Origin of the sequence: Humitalea sp. 24SJ18S-53, from assembly GCF_050632385.1 — a bacterium.
GTDB lineage: Bacteria > Pseudomonadota > Alphaproteobacteria > Acetobacterales > Acetobacteraceae > Humitalea.
The window spans coordinates 2651292-2669337 of the sequence record NZ_CP192599.1 but is presented as its reverse complement, the minus strand read 5'-3'; the positions used below and the strand labels follow the sequence as shown (position 1 = coordinate 2669337).

The window sequence follows — 18046 nt, the reverse complement described above, 5'->3', positions numbered from 1 at the left end:
CGGTTGCCACCATGAAAGTCGCGGTTATCGGTTGGTCGCCCTTCGATGTTGGCCCGGCGCTGGCGGCCGATCTTGCCCTGGCGGGACACGAGGTTCACTTCGCCCCCTGGCCGGACCAGGGCGCGATGCTGGAGACGATCCTGCGCAACGGCGGCCTGGATGTCGTCGGCGGAACGGGTGAGACGATCTCTGGCGGCTCCGGACGCGCCCCCGTCGCCTCTATCGGCATGGACATCGCGCAGGCCGTGGCGGGGGCCGAGGTGGTGCTGGTCGATTGCGCGCCGCCGGAACTTGAGGCGCGGATGCCATCCCTGATCCCGCATCTGGAACGCGGCCAGGTCGTGCACGTCAACAGCCATGGCTACTTCGTCGTGCTGCGGCTGCTGCCCTTGCTGGCGGCGGCGGGCAAGCAGGGCGTCCTGCTGACGGAAAGCACCAGCCCGATCCTGGCCGCCGGCGTGAAGGATGGCGTCGTCACCCCGCATGTCGTGCGGCGCCATGTCGACACCGCCACCTTCCCCGGCAACCGCATCGGCGAGGCGCTGCCCCGGCTCCAGGCGCTCTACAAGGGTTTTGGCCCGGCCGAGAGCATCCTGCAGACCAGCCTGGAAAGCATGAACCTGATGGGCCACGCCGGCCTGGCCCTGGCCAATGTCGGCGCCTTCGATCGGGCGGAGGCCGAGGGGCGCGGCTTTGCCTTCTACACGCGTGGCAACATCAAATCGGCCAGCATCCTGACCGAGGCTTTTGGTGCCGAGCGCAACGCCGTCTGCCGCGCCTATGGCGTGCGGGAGAATTCGGCGCGGGAGCGGCTGATCTACCTGTACGACTCTCATGGCAACACGCATCAGGAAGCGGTGGCGAATTGCGCCTTCCTGCAAAACCTGGGCGAGCTGCCGGCCGGGATCTGGCGCCGCTGGCTTTCGGTGGACGTGCCCTATGCGATCGTCCCCACCGTCCGCCTGGCGGAGGCCGCGGGCGTCGGCGCGCCGGTGCTGCGATCGATCGCGGAGATCTTTGGCGTGCTGCTCGGCTTCGATCCCTGGAAGACCGGGCTGACACTGGAGCAGCTGGGCCTTGCGGGGCTGACCCCGACCGAGGTCGCCCGCCTCGCCCGTGAGGGTGCCGTCTGACCAGGAGGTTCGCCATGCGTCGCCGCCAGTTCCTCGCCACCGCCGCGGCCACCTTGCCCGCGTTGTCCGCCCAGGCTCAGCCCGTGGCGTTTCCGGCACGCCCGGTTCGCCTTGTCATCCCCTATTCCGGCGGTGGCGTGGTGGACGTGCTGTCGCGCGGCCTGGCGCGATCGCTCGCCACGGCCCTCGGGCCCAATGCCGCGGTCTTCGTCGACAACAAGCCCGGCGGCGCGACGCGGATCGGCACCATGGAAGTGGCCAATGCCCGCCCCGATGGCCACAGCCTGCTGGTGATTCCGCCGGTGGCTTGGATCGGCTACTTCTACTCCAACGCCTATGACCGAAAGGTCTGGCGGGATCTGACGCCGGTCGCGGAATTCGCCAGCACGCCTTACAACGCGATCATCACCAAGGCGGGCGGCGGGCTCGACACCTGGGCGCGGGTTGCCGAGAAGGGGCGCCGGACGCCGGGTGGGATCACCGCCGGCAGCCCGGCCTTCGGCGGCTTCGTCGAATACGCCTTCAATGCGATGCTGCAAGGCGCAGGGATGGAGGGCACCATCGTGCCGTTTCGCGGCGGTGGTGAGATGATGACGGCGCTGCTCGGCGGGCAGGTCGATTTCAACATCATTCCTTTCGCCGATGCGGTGAGCAAACTGCGCTCCGGCGAATGCCACCTGCTCGCCATCTCCTCCGAGGGGCGCCATCCGCTGGTGCCGGAGGTGCCAAGCTTCGTCGAACTCGGCATTGGTGAGGTGCTGACCAACACCTATTCTGTCTGGGCGCCGCCCGGGCTGCCGGCGCCGATCACGGCGCAGATCGCGGCGGCGGTGCGCCAGGCGATGCAGGACCCGCCCTTCGTCGATCTCATGGTGAACCGTATGGCCTTCGATCTCGAATTCCGGTCGGGCGAGGTATTGCAGGCCGATCTGGACGCGCTCGACACGCTCTGGGGCCCGCGTTTGCAGGCGGCCTTCCGCCGATGATCCGGGCGCCGCAGCCAGCCTTCGCGGAATTGGCCACCGATCTGCGCTTTCCCGAGGGGCCGGTGGCGCTGTCCGACGGCAGCATCCTGGTTTGCGAGATCGCCGGCAGCGCCATCACCCGGGTGCATCCGGACGGGCGCAAAAGTGTTGTTGCCCGGACGACCGGCAATCCGAATGGGCTCGCCGTGGGGCCGGACGGCGCGCTCTACGCCTGCAACAATGGCGGTGCCGCGTTTCGCGAGCTGGACGGTATCCTTCAGCCCTGGGGCGCTTCCGACCGTTTTGACGGCGGCTGGATCGAACGCATCGACCCCGTGACGGGGGAGGTCCGCATCCTCTACCGCGCCTGCGACGGGCACCGCCTGTCCGCGCCCAACGACATCGTCTTCGATGCGCATGGCGGCTTCTGGTTCACCGATCTGGGCCAGGCACGCCCGCGTGTGCGGGAGCGCGGCGGCGTCTACTACGCCCGCGCCGATGGCAGCCACATCCAGGCTTCCATCTTCCCGGTGGAGACGCCGAATGGCATCGGCCTGTCGCCCGACGGGCGCTGGCTCTACGTCGCGGAGACGGTGACCGCGCGCCTCTGGGCCTATGAGGTGCTGGAGCCGGGCGTGGTGCGGTTGCGCGACAGCCGCTGGGCGCGGGGCGAGTTGCTCGCAGCACCTGGCGGGCTGATCGGCTTCGACAGCCTGGCGGTGCAGGCGGATGGGGCGATCTGCGTCGCCACGCTGGTCGACGGAGGCATCCTGCGGGTCTCCGCGGATGGCGGGCGGGTGGAGCACATTCCTCTGCCTGACATGTACGTCACCAATATCTGCTTTGGCGGACCGGATCTGCGCACGGCCTTCGTCACCCTGTCCTCGACCGGCCGGCTGGTCGCGGTGCCCTGGGACGCGGCCGGCCTGCCGCAGCATTTCGCGGATCTGGCGCAGTGACCATTCTGGCCTGCGACTTCTTGGTGATCGGCGCTGGATCGGCCGGCTGCGTCGTCGCCAACCGCCTGTCGGAAAACCCGGCGCATCGCGTCATCCTGCTGGAGGCCGGGGGCAAGGACAATGACCTGCTGCTGCGCGTGCCCGGCGCGATCAGCCGCAATTCCTATGCGCCGCAGTTCAACTGGAACTACTGGTGCGAACCGCAGCCCGCCCTGAACGGCCGCCGCATTTTCTGCGCCCGTGGCAAGGTGCTGGGCGGGTCGAGCACCATCAACGGCATGATCTACATTCGCGGCCATGCGCGCGATTACGACTACTGGCGGCAGGACGGCTGCGTCGGCTGGTCCTATGACGATGTGCTGCCCTTCTTCCGTAAGGCTGAGCGCAATGAGCGCGGCGCGGATGACTTCCATGGCGGCGACGGGCCGCTTGTCGTCAGCAAGGGGCGGCCGGTCCCTGCCATCTCGGAGGCCTTCCTGACCTCGGCCAAGGCGGCGGGCCATGCCACCCACGTCGACTTCAACGGCGCCGAGCAGGAAGGCTTTGGTCACTACGACACGACCACGAAGAATGGCGAGCGTTGGAGCACGGCTTCCGCCTATCTCAAGCCGATCCGCGACCGCGCCAACCTGACGGTGCTGACACGTGCCGAGGTAACGAGGCTGATCCTGAACGGCAGCCGCGTGCTTGGCGCGGAGGTCGTTCAGGATGGCCAGCGGCTGCGCATCGAAGCCAGCAAGGAAACCGTGCTGAGCGCGGGCGTGTTCAACTCGCCAAAGATCCTGTTGCTGTCCGGCATCGGCCCGGCGGCGGAGTTGCAGGCGCTCGGGATCGCGGTGCGGCTGGATCGCGCCGGGGTCGGTCGCAATTTGCAGGACCACATCTCCTATTGGATGAAATACGGCTGCTCGAAGCCGGTCACGGCCTTCGCCTATACGCGCCCTGTCCGCGGTGCGTTGGCGGTGCTGAACTACCTGTTCTTCCGGCGCGGCATCATCTCGAACGGTCCGTTCTGTTCGGGCGGCTTCTTCCGTTCGCATGACGGGCTGGACATTCCCGACATGCAGATCGGCCTGTCGATCGGCCTGGTACCCGCGCCAGGCAAGCTGCCCGATCGCGAGGGTTTCACAGTGACGGTGCGCCAGGGCCGGCCAGGCAGTCGTGGCACCGTGCGGTTGGCCTCGGCCGATCCAGCCGCCGCGCCGGTCATCGATCCCAACTATTTCAGCGATCCCGACGACATGGCGGTGCTGATGCGCGGCATCCGTCGCATCCGCGAGGTGATGCGCCACGAGCCCATCGCCGGGCTGATCACGTCAGAGATTCCGCCGGGCATCGACTACGACGATGACGCGTCGCTCGAAGCCAGTATCCGCGATGTTGCCAGCACGACGCATCATTTCATCGGCACCTGCCGCATGGGCGGCGACGAGGCCTCGGTCGTCGATCCGCAACTGCGCGTTCGCGGCCTGTCCGGTCTGCGCGTGATCGATGCCTCCATCATGCCGACGCACATCAACGGCAATACCAACGCCGCCGCGATCATGATCGGCGAGAAGGGGGCGGCCCTCATCACCGAGACTTGGTTGTGACGCGAATCAGGAAGGACCGGACATGATCCATCGCAAGACGTTGCTGGCGGCACTCGCCGCCGGGCTTATGGCGCCGCGCGCGGAAGCGCAGGCGCCCGCCAGGCTGGACGGCCCGCTGACCCTGCTGGTGCCTTTCGCGCCCGGCGGTCCGACCGACATCGCGGCGCGCTTCCTGGCGCCGGAACTGTCGTCGCGGCTGGGCGTGCCGGTGGTGGTGGAAAACCGCTCCGGTGCCGGTGGCGCGATCGGCATGCGCTATGTCCAGACCATCGCGCCGGGGCTCGCGAACCGCATGGTCATGGTCAGCTCCACCTCGACCCAGGTGATGGTGCCACTCACCGACATGGCCAATGTCGGCTTCGATCCGGTGGAGGACATGCAGCAGATCGCGCTGATCGGCACCTATTTCACCGTCATCGCCACCTCCGTCGGCTCCGGCATCACCTCGATGGCGGAACTGCGTGCGGCGGCGGCGCAGCGCCTGGAGTTTGGGTCGCCCGGCACGAATACCGAAGCGCACCTGTTCCTCGCGCTGTTGGCCCGGACCATGGGCGCCAGGGATTGGGAGCATGTTCCCTATCGTGGCACCGGTCCCGCGCTGACTGCGCTGATGGCCAATGAGATCAAGCTGGCGCTCGCATCCCCGCTGACTATCCTGCCGCTGATCCAGGACGGCCGTGCCCGTGCCCTGGCCGTGACCGCGGCGGAGCGGAGTCCGATGTTCCCGGATACCCCGACCTTGCGCGAAAGCGGTGTCGACCTGGTGCTGAACGGCTTCTTCGGCTTGACGGGACCGAAGGCGATGGACACCCGTATCGCCGACGCCATCGCATCCGCCACGGTGGATGCGCTGGCCTCGCCGGCGCTTCGTCAGCAGCTCGATCGTGTCGGGCTGCAGCCGCCCGCGAGCCAATCGCGTGAGTCCTTCCGCGCATTCCAGCGGGCGGAATATCAGCGATTCTCGCCGCTCGTCGCCTCGCCATAGGGCTGATCCTTGCCGATCAGGGACCGGAGCCATGTGCTGGTCTTCGAATCCTCTCGCGGCGGTTGGTTGCCGGCGGCGCGAGACCGGCTGACCGGACTTGGGCTCCCGCCCGGTCTATTGGGCTTGCAAGGCGCCGGGCAATGCCTTCAAGCCCGGCTGCGTCGTCAACGAGGCCCAAATCCGGTGGCCTGATGTGTCGTCTGGTTCCCTGGGCCGGCGACTGGACGGCTCTGCGATCAACCGCCGGTTCGTCGGGCCGAGTCGCGACGGATCAGATTGCCGCGCAGCAGCAGCACCTCGTCCGGGAGATCCGGCTGCGCCATTCGGGCAAGGAGTAGACCGAGGCCACGATCGACCATGGCCTTGATCGGCTGTGCCACCGTGGTGAGGCGATAGGGTGGTCGCGCCGCCGCCGCGACGTCGTCAAAGCCGACGACCGTCATCGCGCCAGGCACATCGACGCCAGCCAGCCGAAAGGCATCCATCGCGCCCATCGCCATCACGTCGTTGATCGCGAAAACCGCCGTCGGCCGGCTTGCCGAGGGTATCGCCGCCATGGCCGTCGCGGCGGCGAAACCGCCTTCATAAGTGGAGCCACCTTCGAAGACCGGGCCGACCATGGCGCCCTCTTCCGTCAGGGCTTCGAGGAAGCCGCGCTCCCGATCGCTGCTCGTGGAAGTTCCCTGCGCGCCGCGGATGACGGCGATGTGGCGATGGCCGGTACTGGCGAGAAAGGCAGCCACCTGGCGCCCCCCCTCGGCATTGTCGCAGGAGACTGCGCTTGCATGCAGACGCGGCACGCGATTGATCATCACGACGGGCACGCCGCGCGCGGTGCAGATCGCGGCGGCGTGGGAGGAGAGCACCGCGGAGGTGATCAGCGCGCCATCGACCCTGTATTCGACCAAGGCCTCGGCCGTGCTGTCCTCGATCGGGCCGTTGCCGACATGAAGCAGCAGAAGCCGCAGCCCGCGCCCCGCGGCCTGGCCCACGATCTCCTGCAGCAGTTCAGGATAGAACGGATTGGCGACGTCGCCGAGAACCAACCCGATCAGACCGCTGCGGCCGCCGGACAGGGTCCGGGCGACGGCATCGGGCATATAGCCGACCTTCCTTGCGAGATCCGCGATGCGGCGGCGCGTCTCCACGGAGATGCGCGGATCGCCCTTTAACGCGCGGGACACCGTTGACGGCGACACCCCGGCAGCGAGCGAAAGGGTGGTCAGCGTCGGGCGCGCGACGGCCGTGGCCCTGGCACGCGTTGGATCTTCCATGGCCGGAGGTTAGGCCGCGGGTGAGGCGTGTGCAAACGCCTGCGCAAAAAGCCACGGATCGATCCGATCGATGGCCATAAGACCGTTGAAAAATCTTGAGCCAACGTTTGCGCAAATCACCTCGACATCTCGCCGCTGTGCGCGCTAGCCTGTTGCCAGGGGGGCGGCCGCGAGGGCGGTGCAGACCGGCCCGGAACAGGAAGGAGACGCCCAATGACCGGATTGCGCCCGTCGCGCCGTGCCGTTCTCGCCACCGGAGCCGTCGCGCTCACCGGTGCCGGACTTACCGCCCCCGTCCTGGCCCAGGGCCGCCCCATCCGCCTCGGGGGCACCCCCAACTACGGCCCGGTCCTTCCGGTCCACGCGGCCCAGGCCCTGGGCCTGTTCCAGAAACTCGGCATCCGGGCGGAGTTCACCGGCTACTCGGGCGGCTCCGCCTCCATGGAGGCGATGGCCGCCGGCGAGGCCGATATCATCAATTTCTTCCCGCCCGGTGCCGCGCTCGCGCGTGCCCGCGGGGTGCGCAGCACGATCATCGCCGCCGGCACGCTCACCCCGCGCGGCTGGAAGGTGATGGTGGCGAAGAACAGCACGATCACGCAGGCCAGCCAGTTGGCCGGCAAGAAGATCGGCATCACCGCCAATGGCTCCACGACCGACTTCTTCGCCCTTTGGGTGGCGCAGCAGGCGGGCGGCACGGTCTCCCGCATTCCGCTCGGCGGCGGCGGCATGATCCCCGGGCTCATCTCCGGCAATGTCGATGCGGTGGTCGCCTATCCGCCCCTGTCCTACCAGCTTGAGGGCAGCGGCGATGGGCGCGTGTTGATCGACCTCGGCACCGCCATGCAGCCGAACCTGCCGGACGTCTGGATCGCGTCGGAGCGCGTGCTGAACGACCGCGCGGAGGATGTCCAGAAGACGCTTGTCGCGATCTATTCCGCGATCCGCCACATGAAGCAGAACCCCGACTGGTCCATCCGCTTCATCCAGGAACAGAACCGCTTCTCGCCCGAGATCGCGCGGCTGGAATTCGAGAATACCATCATGGGCCTGTCCGACGACGGTGCCATCCGCGAGGAATGGGTGGAAGCCTCGCTCAACCTCGGCCGTCTGGCCGGGTTGCGCGACCTGCCGCCGGCGCGGGACATGTTTACCACACGCTTCGTGCCGGTGACCTTGATCGCAGTGTGACCTGGCCATTCCGATGGGCCGCCGCATTGTCCTGATCCAGGTCGCGCTGATTGTCGGCATGGTGCTGGCCTGGGAATTCGCCAGCCGCACCGCGCTGCTCGATCCGCGCCTCTTGCCGCCGCCCTCGGTGGTGGTGCCGGTTGCCGTGTCGCTGCTTGGCGATGCGGGTTTCCAGCGCCACCTCGGCACCACGGTCTGGCAGGTGCTGGTGGCCATCGTGATCGCGGCGCCGCTCGGCACCGCGATCGGCATCGTCCTTGTTGAGAGCCCATATCTCGGCAAGGCCTTCATGCCGTTCTTCAACTTCATCGCGGCGGTGCCGAAGTCGGTCTTCCTGCCCGTGTTCATCCTGCTGTTCGGCATCGGCTTTGACCAGAAGGTCGCCTTCGGCGTGTTCCAGGCGCTTTTTGTCATCGTCATCACAACCGGCGCGGCCGTGGCGGGCGTGCCCGCCGACCTGCTCCGCATCGCCCGCGCCTATGGCGCGACACGCTGGCAGACGTGGTCCGAGGTGCATTGGAACGCGATGCTGCCGCTGCTTCTGGAAGGGTTGCGCCTGGGCATGATCTTCAACATCACAGGCGTCATCTTCGCCGAAATGTACGTGGCGCGCTTCGGCCTTGGCCAGCGGCTGGCGACCTGGGGCCAGTCCTTCCAGATGCCGGAACTTTACGCCGGCATCCTGATCGCCGCGGTGCTGAGCATCATGGTGAACGAAGCGCTGCGCTTGCTGGAGCGTCGCGTCGGCGCCTGGCGGCACGCATGAGCGACAACACCGAAATCAAGGTCGAAGGGCTGACGCATCGCTACGATGCGCGCGAAGGACCGTTGCTGGCGCTGAAGGATATTGCCTTCTCCGTGCCGCGCGGCCGCTTCGTCGGGCTGGTCGGGCCCTCCGGCTGCGGCAAGTCGTCGCTGCTGATGATGCTCGCCGGCCTCGTCGTGCCGAGCGAGGGGCGCATCACCGTCGCCGGCCAGCCGGTCACCGCCCCGGCGCCCGACCGCATCGGCGTGGTCTTCCAGGAATCCAGCCTGTTGCCCTGGCGGACCGCGCTGGAGAATGTCGTCTTCCCGCTGAAACTGCGCGGCCTGCCAAAAGCGGAACGCGAGGGGCGCGCCGCCGCCTTGCTCGACCTCGTCGGCCTGCGCGGCTTCGAGAGCCGTTATCCGCACGAACTCTCCGGCGGGATGAAGCAGCGTGTCGCGATCGCCCGTGGCTTCTGCCAGGACCCGCCGGTGCTGCTGATGGACGAACCCTTCGCCGCACTCGACGAACAGACGCGCATGACGCTGGGCGACGAATTGCTGCGCATCTGGGACGCGCATCGCAAGACCGTCGTCTTCGTGACGCATGGCCTGACCGAGGCGGTGTACCTGTGTGACGAGGTGATCGTGCTCAGCGGCCGCCCCGGCCAGATCCTGGAACGGATCGAGATCGACCTGCCACGCCCGCGGACCTGGGAAGTCATGGCGAGCGAGGCCTTCGGCCAGTTGCGCGAGCGCATCTGGAGCCTGATCCGGGTGCAGCAATGAAACCCCCGATCGGCCCCGTCACGCTGCGCTGGCTCGTCCTGGGCGTGATCGTGGTGTTGTGGGAAGCGGCGCCGAGGCTGGGATGGGTGCCGCCGGTCATCCTGGCGACGCCAAGCGCCACGCTGATCGCAGGTGTCGAGGAGGCGGATATCTTTGCCCGCGCCCTGATGTTCACCTTGACCGAGATCACCTTGGCGCTGGCGATTTCCTATGGGCTCGGCGGTCTCGCCGGCGTTGTCATCGGCGCGTCGCCCCTGCTGCGGCGCGCGCTGCTGCCGCTGCTGTCCTCCGTCTACGCGATCCCTTTTGTCGTGATCTATCCGGTGATGACGGCCTGGCTCGGCATCGGGCCCGCGAGCAAGGTCTGGTTCGCCGGTTTCTACGGGTTCTTCCCCGTCGTGCTGTCGGTGGCCGCCGGGGTGCAACTGGTGGACCGGAACCTGGTGCTGATGGCACGGGCCGCCGGCGCCAGCCGTTCGCAAATGGCGACCGAAGTCCTGCTGCCCGCCGCCCTGCCGGCGATCGTCTCCGGCCTGCGGATCGGCGGTGCGCTGACGACGATCGGCGTCGTGGTCGCGGAGATGCTGGCCGCGACCGACGGCATCGGATTCCTCATCACCCAGAACCGCACCATGTTCCGCACGCCCGAAGTCTATTTCGGCATCCTGCTGGTGCTCTGCCTTGCCGGTGCGCTCGATACCCTGATCGGACTGCTGGAACGCCGAGCCGCACGCTGGCGGCCACTACGCGAAGGAGAAATCAGACATGTCTGACCAGGCCCGTAAACTGCGTTCAATGATCGAGGCTGGTGGCACGCTGGTTGTGCCGGGTGGCGGTTCGCCGCTCGACATGCTGCTCGCCGAACAGGCGGGTTTCACCGCCGGCTATATCAGCGGCTATGCCACCTCCGCGCAGCGTTTCGGGCTGCCGGATATCGGCCAGATCGCCTTCGCCGAAATGACCGACATGGCGCGGGCCTGCTCGGCGGTGGTATCGATCCCGCTGATCGTCGATGCCGACACCGGCTACGGCGATGTGGCGAATGTGGCGCGCACCGTGCGGGGGCTGGAGGCCGCGGGGGCCGCGGCGATCCAGTTGGAAGACCAGACCTGGCCGAAGCGTTGCGGCCATATGGACGGCAGGGTTGTCGAATCGCGGGAAGTCGCGGTGCGCAAGATCGCCGCCGCCTTGGCCGCGCGCCGCGATCCGTCGACCGTGATCATCGCCCGCACCGATTCCGCCGGCCCGCATGGCCTGGACGAAGCGCTGGAGCGCTGCCGGCTGTTCAAGGCCGAAGGTGCCGACGTCATGTTCGTCGATGGGCCTGGCTCGACCGAGGAACTCCGCCTCATCGGTCGTGAATCGCCGGGTCCGCGGATGGCGAACATGTCCGAGACCGGCAAGACGCCGCTGCATACCGCGGATGAGTTGGGCGCGATGGGCTTCACCGTCGTGATTTTCCCGTCGTCGCTCGCACGCATCACCATCGCCTCGGCGCGCGGCTTCCTCGCCGATCTTCGCCGCACCGGCGACAGCCGCGGCTGGCTCGACCGCATGGCCTCGCTTGATGAGGCGAATGCCACCGTGGGCATCGATGCCGTTCGCGCCTTCGAAACCGCGATCCTGGAGCGTCCCCATCATGGCACATGATCAGCAACCGGCCGGACCCCAGGCCATCGATCGCATGCTGCATGGCGCGGTCGACCTGCATCACCACGGCTTCCCCGAATTCACCTTTGAACATCCGACGCGGCTCGACGATGCCGCCGAACTGACCCATGCGCGTGACGCCGGAATGGGTGGGATCGTGCTGAAGTCGCACTTCTTCCCCACCACCAGCGTCGCCTGGCGGCTCAATCGGGAGGTGGAGGGGATTTCGGCCTTCCCCTCGATCACACTGAACCCCTCGGCCGGCGGCCTGTCGCCGATGTGCCTGGAAGCCGCGGCGCGGCAGGGCGCGAAGGTGGTCTTCTTCCCGACCTGGGGGGCGGCGAACGACATTCGTCGCGGCGGCATCAGCCGATATATGGCGCGCTGGATCAAATCGGCGGCTTCCTTGACGCCGGAACAAGGGCTGACGGTCACCGATGCCAGCGGCAAGATCCGTGGCGAGGCTTCGGAATGCCTGGCCGTCGCGGCCGAATTCGGCATGCTGGTGGCAACCGGCCATGTCTCGCCGCGCGAAAGCCTGGCCCTGGTCGCGGAGGCCAAGCGCCTGGGCGTCCGGGATGTCATGTTCCAGCACCCCGACAGCCATTCGATCGGTGCCACGCGCGACGAAATCCGCGAACTCGCCGCGGCGGGCGCGATGGTGGAATTCTGCGCCCTCGGCTTCCTTCCGGCCTTCCAACGGCTTTCGATCCCCGACTGCATGGCGATCATCGACGAGGTCGGCGTGGACCAGGTCGTCCTGACCACCGACTGCTTCTTCGGCTGGATGCCGCCGGCGGCGGAATTGCTGCGCATCACCCTGGGCAGCTTCCTGTATCATGGCATGGCGGAAGCCGATGCGACCAAGCTTGTGCGCCACAACCCGCGGCGCATGCTGGGCCTGCCAGAATTGGAAAGCTGAACCATGGTTGCCCTGACGATCACGGAAAAAATCCTCGCCTCCCACGCGGTGGAGGGCGAGATCAGGCCCGGCGAGATCGCCACGATCCGCCCGGATGTGGTGCTGCTGAACGATGTCTCGGGTCCGCTTTCCTTCACCCAATTCGACCTGATCGGCACGGGACGCCCCTTCGACCCGGATCGCATCGTGCTGGTGGACGACCACTTCGCGCCGGCCAAGGATGTGGAAAGCGCCGAATCCCTGCGCAGCACCCGCCGCTTCGCCGAGGCGCATGGCATCCGCCACCACTACGGCCCGGGCCGCGGTGGGATCGAACACACGCTGCTGGCCGAAATCGGCATGGTGGGCCATGGGGACATCGTCTTCGGCGCCGATAGCCATACCTGCACGGCCGGTGCCTTCAACGCGCTCGGCATCGGCTTCGGTTCCACCGACCTGGCCGGGGCCCTGGCCGCGGGCAAGCTATGGATGCGCGTTCCCGAAAGCATCCGCGTGCAGCTCACCGGCGCACCGGGGCGACATGTGACGGGCAAGGACGTCATCCTGGAGGTGATCCGGCGCATCGGTTCGGATGGCGGCCTCGACGCATCATTGGAGTTCGGTGGGCCAGGCGTCGCCGCACTCGGCATGGATGAACGCATGGCGGTGGCGAACATGGCCGTCGAAGCCGGCGCCGATGCCTGTGTGTTCGAAGGCGACCAACTGTCCTTCGACGACATGGCCGCACGCGGCATGGTGCCACGCGCCGCGATCACCGCCGATGCCGGGGCGCAGTATCGGGAGACGATCACGATCGACCTCGGCGCGTTGTCGCCGCTGGTGGCGCGGCCGCCTTCTCCGGCGAATGGCACGCCAGTGGGCGAGCTGCGCGGCATACGCGTCGATCAAGTCTACATCGGCAATTGCTCCAACGGCACGCTGACCGACCTGCGCCAGGCGGCCGAGGTTCTGCGCGGACGCAAGGTCGCGCCGAATGTGCGTCTGGTCGTGGTGCCTGCCACGCAGCGGATCTGGCGCGCGGCGCTGGCGGAGGGTCTGCTGGACATCCTGGCCGAGGCTGGCGCCGCGGTCTCGACGCCGACCTGCGGCGCCTGCTTCGGCGGTCACATGGGGATCCTGGCCTCGGGCGAAGTGGCGGTCGCAACCACGAACCGGAACTTCCGTGGCCGCATGGGGCATCCGGAATCCAGCGTATTCCTTGCCAACGCCTGGGTTGCCGCTGCTGCCGCGGTGGCAGGCGAGATCGTGCCGCCCGGTGACATCCTGGGGAATGCCTGACATGCGTATCGAAGGACGCGTTCATCGCCTGGGCGACCACGTCGATACCGACGTGATCATTCCCGGCCGCTACCTGACCTTGCGCGACCAGGCGGTGCTCGGGACGCATTGCATGGAGGGGCTGGATCCCGGCTTCGCGGCACGGGTGCGGCCGGGTGACATCCTGGCCGTCGGCCGCAATTTCGGGTCGGGCTCATCGCGCGAACATGCGGTGCTGGCACTCAAGGGCGCAGGCATCGGCGCTGTGATAGCCGAGAGTGTCGCACGGATCTTCTTCCGTAACGCCATCAACCTGGCACTTCCGGTGATCGTGTGCCCGGAGGCGGCACGGGCGCTGATGGCCGGCGAACTCGCCGTGGTTGAGCCAGACAGTGGGCGTATATTGCAAGGCGGCCAGAACTGGACTGCGCCGCCCTTTAGGGGGGAGGTGGCCGCCATCCTCGCGGCGGGCGGTCTGGTCGCGCATCTGCGTCAGTCGCTGGGGGGAGGGCGATAGCGGGGCAGGGTACGTGGCATGAGCCAAAGATACCCATGTGTAACTGCCAGGGGATGACTTGGCCAAAAGCCGGGAATTGAAGCCGGAGACGGACTCGCAATCATCTGCGTCCACAATCAGGCAATCGGGATCTTTACGCGGTTGGGCCTCTCTGGAAGCCAGCTTGGGGCGCAGCCAGAATCGAATGCTCCCTCACCGGATGGAGCAGGCACCCGGCACCAGAAAGAAGATTCTATTCCGCGGCGTAGCGGTGGCGCAGATGCATCCGTCGCGCTTCCGGATCCGGTCGCGGCACGGCCGAAAGCAATGCCTTTGTATAGGCGTGCTGCGGATCGTCGCAGACTTGCAGCGTCTCACCAGTCTCCACCACGCGGCCGCGATGCATCACCGCGACCCGGTCGCACATGTAGCGGATGACCGAGATGTCGTGGCTAATCAGGATGAACGCCAAGTCCAACTCGTCCTGCAATTCCAGCAGCAGGTCGAGCATGCGGGCCCGGATCGAGACATCCAGCGCCGAGGTCGGCTCATCGGCCACGATCACGCGCGGCGACAGCGCGAGCGCGCGCGCGATGCCGATGCGCTGGCGCTGGCCGCCTGAAAACGCGTGCGGATAGCGTTCGGCCCAATCCGGCGCGACGCCGACACGCTCCAGCAGCGCCGAAACCCGGTCGCGCAGTTCCGCGCCCTTGGCGAGTCCATTGACCAGCAGTGGTTCGCCGACGATCTGCGCCACCGTCATGCGTGGGTTCAGGCTGGCGAAGGGATCCTGGAACACCATGCGAATTTCGCAGCGTGCTGTGCGCAGCGCCTCACCCTGCGCCGTGGCAAGATCGACCACCGACCCATCGCGACGGCGGTAGCGGATCGCCCCGCCGGTCGGGTCCACCACGCGCAGGATGCAACGTCCAAGCGTGGTCTTGCCCGATCCGCTTTCGCCGACCACGCCCAAGGTCTCGCCGGCGCGAACGTCGAGTGAGATGCCGTCCACCGCACGCACTTCGGTCGCGTTGCGCTTGAACAGGCCCTTGCCGCTGGAAAACCGCATCTCGACGTCCTGCAGGCTCAGCACCGGCGGTCGTTCAGGCGGCTTGGGTCGTGCCAGGCGAATGGCCGAGGGCCGTTCGAGCTTGGTGACATTGCCCAGCAGCATGCGGGTGTAGGGATCCTGCGGGGCGGCAAAAAGGTCGCGCACCTTGCCGCGTTCGCGGACCTGGCCGCGTTCCATCACCACCACGTCATGCGCGATCTCGGCGACCACGCCCATGTCATGGGTGATGAACATCACCGTCATGCCGCGCGCATCCTGCAACCGCCGCAGAAGGTCCAGGATTTCCGCCTGGGTGGTGACGTCCAGCGCCGTGGTCGGTTCGTCGGCGATCAGCACGGAAGGATCACAGGCCAAAGCCATGGCGATCATCACGCGCTGTCGCATGCCGCCCGAGAATTCGAAGGTGTAGCGATCGAGCGCACGTGTCGGGTCGGGGATCTCCACCTGCGCCAGAAGCTCCACGACGCGCGCCCTGGCCTGGCGGTTGGAAAGGCCGAGGTGCAGGCGCACCGCCTCGCCGATCTGGTCGCCCACGGTATGGATGGGCGAAAGGGAGGACATCGGCTCCTGGAAGATCATCGCCACGTCGTGGCCGCGCAATTCCCGGATCGCGCGGCTGCGCGGATGCAAGGTGGCCAAGTCCAGTTCCGGCTCACCCACCCGGCGCAACAGGATGCGCCCCCCCGTGATCCGCCCCGGCGGGTCCACGATCTGCAGAATGGCGCGCGCGGTGACGCTTTTACCCGAGCCGGATTCCCCGACGACGCACGTGGTCTTGCCGCGCGCCAGCGACAGTGACACGCCATCCACCGCGCGGATCAACCCTGCCCTCGTCGGGAAGGACACGTGCAAGTCCTGGATGTCGAGTGCGAGGTCGTCGGTCATTTCTGATAGGGGTCCGCCGCGTCACGTAGTCCGTCGCCCAGGAAGTTCAGTGCCAACACTGCCAGCACCACCGCCCCACCCGGCGCGAAAAGCCAGGGGGCCGTGGCGATGGAGCGGATGTTCTGCGCCTCCCGCAGCAACACGCCCCAGGAGATGACGGGCGGCTGCAGCCCGAGGCCGAGGAAGGACAGTGCTGTCTCCGCCAGGATCATCGCCGGGATGGCCAAGGTCACGGAGGCGATGATGTGCGAGGCGAAGGACGGCAGCATGTGCCGAAAAATGATCCGCTTCTCAGACACGCCGTCGAGCCTGGCCGCGGTCACGAAGTCCTCTGTCCGCAGCGACAGGAACCGCCCGCGCACCACGCGCGCCAATTGCGCCCAGCCGACCAGGCTGAGGATGATGGTGATGCAAAGATAAATACGCTCCGGCGGCCAGTTCTGCGGCAAGGCCGCGCCAAGCGCGAGCCAGATCGGGATCGTCGGCAACGACAAGACGAACTCGATCACGCGTTGCACCGCGAAATCGATCCGGCCGCCGTAGTAGCCGGAGATACCCCCCAACAGCAGCCCGATCACCAGCGACAGGAACACGCCGGCCAGGCCGATCATCAGCGACGTCTGCGCCGCCACCATGATGCGCGAATAAACGCAGCGACCCAGCCGGTCGGCGCCGAAGAGATAAACCTGCTCGCGCGGATTCTCCGGCGCCAGCAGATGGATCGTCGACGGGATCAGGCCGAAGAGGTGATGCTCGTAGCCCTGGGCGAAGAAGGCCAGGTAGATCTTTCGCGTGCCATCCTGCCGAAAACTCGGCGCCAGGGTGACGGGGTCTCGCGCCATGCGCGTGGCCATCACATGCGGACGAAAGTGCCACGACCCATCTTCGGCCGTGTCGATCCAGTGTAAGGTCTGCGGCGGGTGAAACACCGCGCGCGCGTTCTGTCGGCCCGGCTCGTTGATCGCGAAGAAGCCCGGGATCGCCGCGACCAGGTACAGGAACAGCACGATCACCCCGCCGAGCATGGCCAGGCGATGGCGCTTGAAGCTCCACCACATCAGCCGCCATTGGGAGGCAACGGCAAACCGCTGCTCCGCTGGCGGCGGGTCCGGGATGGCGGCGGTGGTGGTGATTGGCTGGTCCATCAGTCGAACCTGATCCGCGGGTCGATCATCGCCAGCAGGATGTCGGAGATCAGCATCCCGAACAGCGTCAGCGTACACATCAACAGCAGGAAGGCGCCGGCCAGGTACATGTCCTGCGCCAGCAGCGCCTGCAACAGCAGCGGCCCCGCGATCGGCAGGCTCATGACCACGGCGACGATGGTGGCGCCGGAAATCAACTGCGGCAGCATCCAACCGATCGTGGAAACCAGCGGATTGATGGCCAGTCGGAAGGGGTATTTGACCAGCAGGCGGAACTCCGACAGCCCTTTGGCACGGGCCGTCACGACATAGGGCCGGTGCAGTTCATCCAGCATATTGGCGCGCATAATGCGGATCAGCCCGGCCGTACCATTCACAGCCAGGATCGTGACCGGCACCCATAAATGCATCAGCAGATCCTGCACCTTGGCCAAGGACCAAGGTGCGGTCTGAAACGGCTCGCTGAACAGGCCGGACACATCCTGCCCCAGATGCACGACGGCCACATACATCAGCACGAGCGCCAGCAGGAACGACGGGATCGCAAGCCCCAGGAACGCGATGAAGGTGAAGAAGTAATCGGCGAAACTGTATTGCTTCACAGCCGACAGCACGCCGATCGGCAGCGCGATGGCCCAGGTCAGCAACAGGGTCGAGGTCGTAAGGAGCAGGGTCAGCCCCATGCGCTCCCAGATCAGCCCCGACACCGGCTGCTGCCATTCGAAGGAGATGCCGAAATCACCGCGCAGCAGGATTCCCGTGATCCACAGCCAATACTGCACGATGAAGGGCTGGTTCAGCCCAAAGCGATCGCGCAACTCCGCCGCCGTGCGCTGATCCACGATCTCATTCGATGCCGCCAGGGTCGCGACATAGGTCGTGACATAGTCGCCTGGCGGCAGTTGGATCAGGAAGAACGCAAGGAAGCTGACCGCCACCAGCGACGGGATCATCCACAGAACCCGTCGCAGGATAAAGCTGGTCATG

At 67.0% G+C, this 18046-nt stretch carries 17 protein-coding genes; 13 read left to right on the top strand and 4 right to left on the bottom strand.

The features are described 5' to 3' along the window. Positions 1–11 precede the first annotated feature (11 nt). Genes ACQW02_RS12840 through ACQW02_RS12820 form a run of 5 tightly spaced genes read left to right on the top strand, consistent with a single transcriptional unit; the run spans position 12 to position 5634 of the window. Positions 12–1133, top strand: coding sequence for an NAD/NADP octopine/nopaline dehydrogenase family protein (locus tag ACQW02_RS12840; RefSeq protein WP_431285630.1), 1122 nt, complete (start codon positions 12–14; stop codon positions 1131–1133). Between the two features lie 14 nt (positions 1134–1147). Next, positions 1148–2119: a tripartite tricarboxylate transporter substrate binding protein gene (locus tag ACQW02_RS12835; protein ID WP_431285629.1), complete on the top strand. Its 972-nt coding sequence runs from the start codon at positions 1148–1150 to the stop codon at positions 2117–2119. Then, a complete protein-coding gene (locus tag ACQW02_RS12830) occupies positions 2116–3057 on the top strand; it encodes an SMP-30/gluconolactonase/LRE family protein (RefSeq protein ID WP_431285628.1) in 942 nt (313 codons plus the stop codon). The genes ACQW02_RS12835 and ACQW02_RS12830 overlap by 4 nt, the downstream gene beginning before the upstream one ends. Continuing rightward, positions 3054–4649, top strand: a complete 1596-nt coding sequence (locus ACQW02_RS12825) for a GMC family oxidoreductase (RefSeq protein WP_431285627.1) — start codon at positions 3054–3056, stop codon at positions 4647–4649. Before ACQW02_RS12830 ends, ACQW02_RS12825 begins: the two co-directional genes overlap by 4 nt. Positions 4650–4671: 22 nt before the next feature. After that, the gene (locus ACQW02_RS12820) at positions 4672–5634 is read left to right on the top strand and encodes a tripartite tricarboxylate transporter substrate binding protein (protein ID WP_431285626.1); all 963 of its coding nucleotides are present in this window, start codon (positions 4672–4674) and stop codon (positions 5632–5634) included. Between the two features lie 236 nt (positions 5635–5870). Here the strand turns inward: ACQW02_RS12820 and ACQW02_RS12815 are convergent, their stop codons facing one another. Further along, complete coding sequence (locus ACQW02_RS12815; RefSeq protein ID WP_431285625.1) at positions 5871–6908, bottom strand: LacI family DNA-binding transcriptional regulator; 1038 nt, start codon at positions 6906–6908, stop codon at positions 5871–5873. Between the two features lie 213 nt (positions 6909–7121). Here ACQW02_RS12815 and ACQW02_RS12810 point away from each other — a divergent pair, with 213 nt between their 5' ends. Genes ACQW02_RS12810 through ACQW02_RS12775 form a run of 8 tightly spaced genes read left to right on the top strand, consistent with a single transcriptional unit; the run spans position 7122 to position 13978 of the window. Further along, a complete protein-coding gene (locus tag ACQW02_RS12810; protein WP_431285624.1) occupies positions 7122–8099 on the top strand; it encodes an ABC transporter substrate-binding protein in 978 nt (325 codons plus the stop codon). A 13-nt stretch (positions 8100–8112) separates the two neighbouring features. After that, positions 8113–8865 carry an ABC transporter permease gene (locus ACQW02_RS12805; RefSeq protein WP_431285623.1) on the top strand — a complete coding sequence of 251 codons (753 nt, stop codon included), beginning with the start codon at positions 8113–8115 and terminating at the stop codon, positions 8863–8865. Further along, positions 8862–9632 carry an ABC transporter ATP-binding protein gene (locus ACQW02_RS12800; protein WP_431285622.1) on the top strand — a complete coding sequence of 257 codons (771 nt, stop codon included), beginning with the start codon at positions 8862–8864 and terminating at the stop codon, positions 9630–9632. The genes ACQW02_RS12805 and ACQW02_RS12800 overlap by 4 nt, the downstream gene beginning before the upstream one ends. After that, positions 9629–10405 (top strand): ABC transporter permease, encoded by a 777-nt coding sequence (locus tag ACQW02_RS12795; RefSeq protein WP_431285621.1) that lies wholly within the window; start codon positions 9629–9631, stop codon positions 10403–10405. Before ACQW02_RS12800 ends, ACQW02_RS12795 begins: the two co-directional genes overlap by 4 nt. After that, positions 10398–11282 (top strand): isocitrate lyase/PEP mutase family protein, encoded by an 885-nt coding sequence (locus tag ACQW02_RS12790; RefSeq protein ID WP_431285620.1) that lies wholly within the window; start codon positions 10398–10400, stop codon positions 11280–11282. Before ACQW02_RS12795 ends, ACQW02_RS12790 begins: the two co-directional genes overlap by 8 nt. Continuing rightward, on the top strand, positions 11272–12204 hold the full coding sequence (locus ACQW02_RS12785) for a DUF6282 family protein (protein ID WP_431285619.1): 933 nt from the start codon (positions 11272–11274) through the stop codon (positions 12202–12204). Before ACQW02_RS12790 ends, ACQW02_RS12785 begins: the two co-directional genes overlap by 11 nt. Before the next feature lie 3 nt (positions 12205–12207). Continuing rightward, positions 12208–13482 carry a 3-isopropylmalate dehydratase large subunit gene (locus ACQW02_RS12780; RefSeq protein WP_431285618.1) on the top strand — a complete coding sequence of 425 codons (1275 nt, stop codon included), beginning with the start codon at positions 12208–12210 and terminating at the stop codon, positions 13480–13482. 1 nt (position 13483) lies between these two features. Continuing rightward, positions 13484–13978, top strand: a complete 495-nt coding sequence (locus tag ACQW02_RS12775) for a 3-isopropylmalate dehydratase small subunit (RefSeq protein ID WP_431285617.1) — start codon at positions 13484–13486, stop codon at positions 13976–13978. Positions 13979–14210: 232 nt separating this feature from the next. Here ACQW02_RS12775 and ACQW02_RS12770 read toward each other — a convergent pair whose 3' ends face one another. Genes ACQW02_RS12770 through ACQW02_RS12760 form a run of 3 tightly spaced genes read right to left on the bottom strand, consistent with a single transcriptional unit; the run spans position 14211 to position 18045 of the window. After that, positions 14211–15914, bottom strand: a complete 1704-nt coding sequence (locus ACQW02_RS12770) for an ABC transporter ATP-binding protein (protein ID WP_431285616.1) — start codon at positions 15912–15914, stop codon at positions 14211–14213. After that, positions 15911–17059 carry an ABC transporter permease gene (locus ACQW02_RS12765; RefSeq protein WP_431285615.1) on the bottom strand — a complete coding sequence of 383 codons (1149 nt, stop codon included), beginning with the start codon at positions 17057–17059 and terminating at the stop codon, positions 15911–15913. Before ACQW02_RS12765 ends, ACQW02_RS12770 begins: the two co-directional genes overlap by 4 nt. Beyond that, positions 17059–18045 carry an ABC transporter permease gene (locus tag ACQW02_RS12760; RefSeq protein ID WP_431285614.1) on the bottom strand — a complete coding sequence of 329 codons (987 nt, stop codon included), beginning with the start codon at positions 18043–18045 and terminating at the stop codon, positions 17059–17061. Before ACQW02_RS12760 ends, ACQW02_RS12765 begins: the two co-directional genes overlap by 1 nt. Position 18046 lies beyond the last annotated feature (1 nt).

Bases quoted from the DNA above. Each gene is read 5' to 3' on its own strand.
- ACQW02_RS12840 (WP_431285630.1), top strand. From the start codon at position 12: ATGAAAGTCGCGGTTATCGGTTGGTCGCCCTTCGATGTTGGCCCGGCG.
- ACQW02_RS12835 (WP_431285629.1), top strand. From the start codon at position 1,148: ATGCGTCGCCGCCAGTTCCTCGCCACCGCCGCGGCCACCTTGCCCGCG.
- ACQW02_RS12830 (WP_431285628.1), top strand. From the start codon at position 2,116: ATGATCCGGGCGCCGCAGCCAGCCTTCGCGGAATTGGCCACCGATCTG.
- ACQW02_RS12820 (WP_431285626.1), top strand. From the start codon at position 4,672: ATGATCCATCGCAAGACGTTGCTGGCGGCACTCGCCGCCGGGCTTATG.
- ACQW02_RS12815 (WP_431285625.1), bottom strand. From the start codon at position 6,908: ATGGAAGATCCAACGCGTGCCAGGGCCACGGCCGTCGCGCGCCCGACG.
- ACQW02_RS12810 (WP_431285624.1), top strand. From the start codon at position 7,122: ATGACCGGATTGCGCCCGTCGCGCCGTGCCGTTCTCGCCACCGGAGCC.
- ACQW02_RS12805 (WP_431285623.1), top strand. From the start codon at position 8,113: ATGGGCCGCCGCATTGTCCTGATCCAGGTCGCGCTGATTGTCGGCATG.
- ACQW02_RS12800 (WP_431285622.1), top strand. From the start codon at position 8,862: ATGAGCGACAACACCGAAATCAAGGTCGAAGGGCTGACGCATCGCTAC.
- ACQW02_RS12795 (WP_431285621.1), top strand. From the start codon at position 9,629: ATGAAACCCCCGATCGGCCCCGTCACGCTGCGCTGGCTCGTCCTGGGC.
- ACQW02_RS12790 (WP_431285620.1), top strand. From the start codon at position 10,398: ATGTCTGACCAGGCCCGTAAACTGCGTTCAATGATCGAGGCTGGTGGC.
- ACQW02_RS12785 (WP_431285619.1), top strand. From the start codon at position 11,272: ATGGCACATGATCAGCAACCGGCCGGACCCCAGGCCATCGATCGCATG.
- ACQW02_RS12780 (WP_431285618.1), top strand. From the start codon at position 12,208: ATGGTTGCCCTGACGATCACGGAAAAAATCCTCGCCTCCCACGCGGTG.
- ACQW02_RS12775 (WP_431285617.1), top strand. From the start codon at position 13,484: ATGCGTATCGAAGGACGCGTTCATCGCCTGGGCGACCACGTCGATACC.
- ACQW02_RS12770 (WP_431285616.1), bottom strand. From the start codon at position 15,914: ATGACCGACGACCTCGCACTCGACATCCAGGACTTGCACGTGTCCTTC.
- ACQW02_RS12765 (WP_431285615.1), bottom strand. From the start codon at position 17,059: ATGGACCAGCCAATCACCACCACCGCCGCCATCCCGGACCCGCCGCCA.
- ACQW02_RS12760 (WP_431285614.1), bottom strand. From the start codon at position 18,045: ATGACCAGCTTTATCCTGCGACGGGTTCTGTGGATGATCCCGTCGCTG.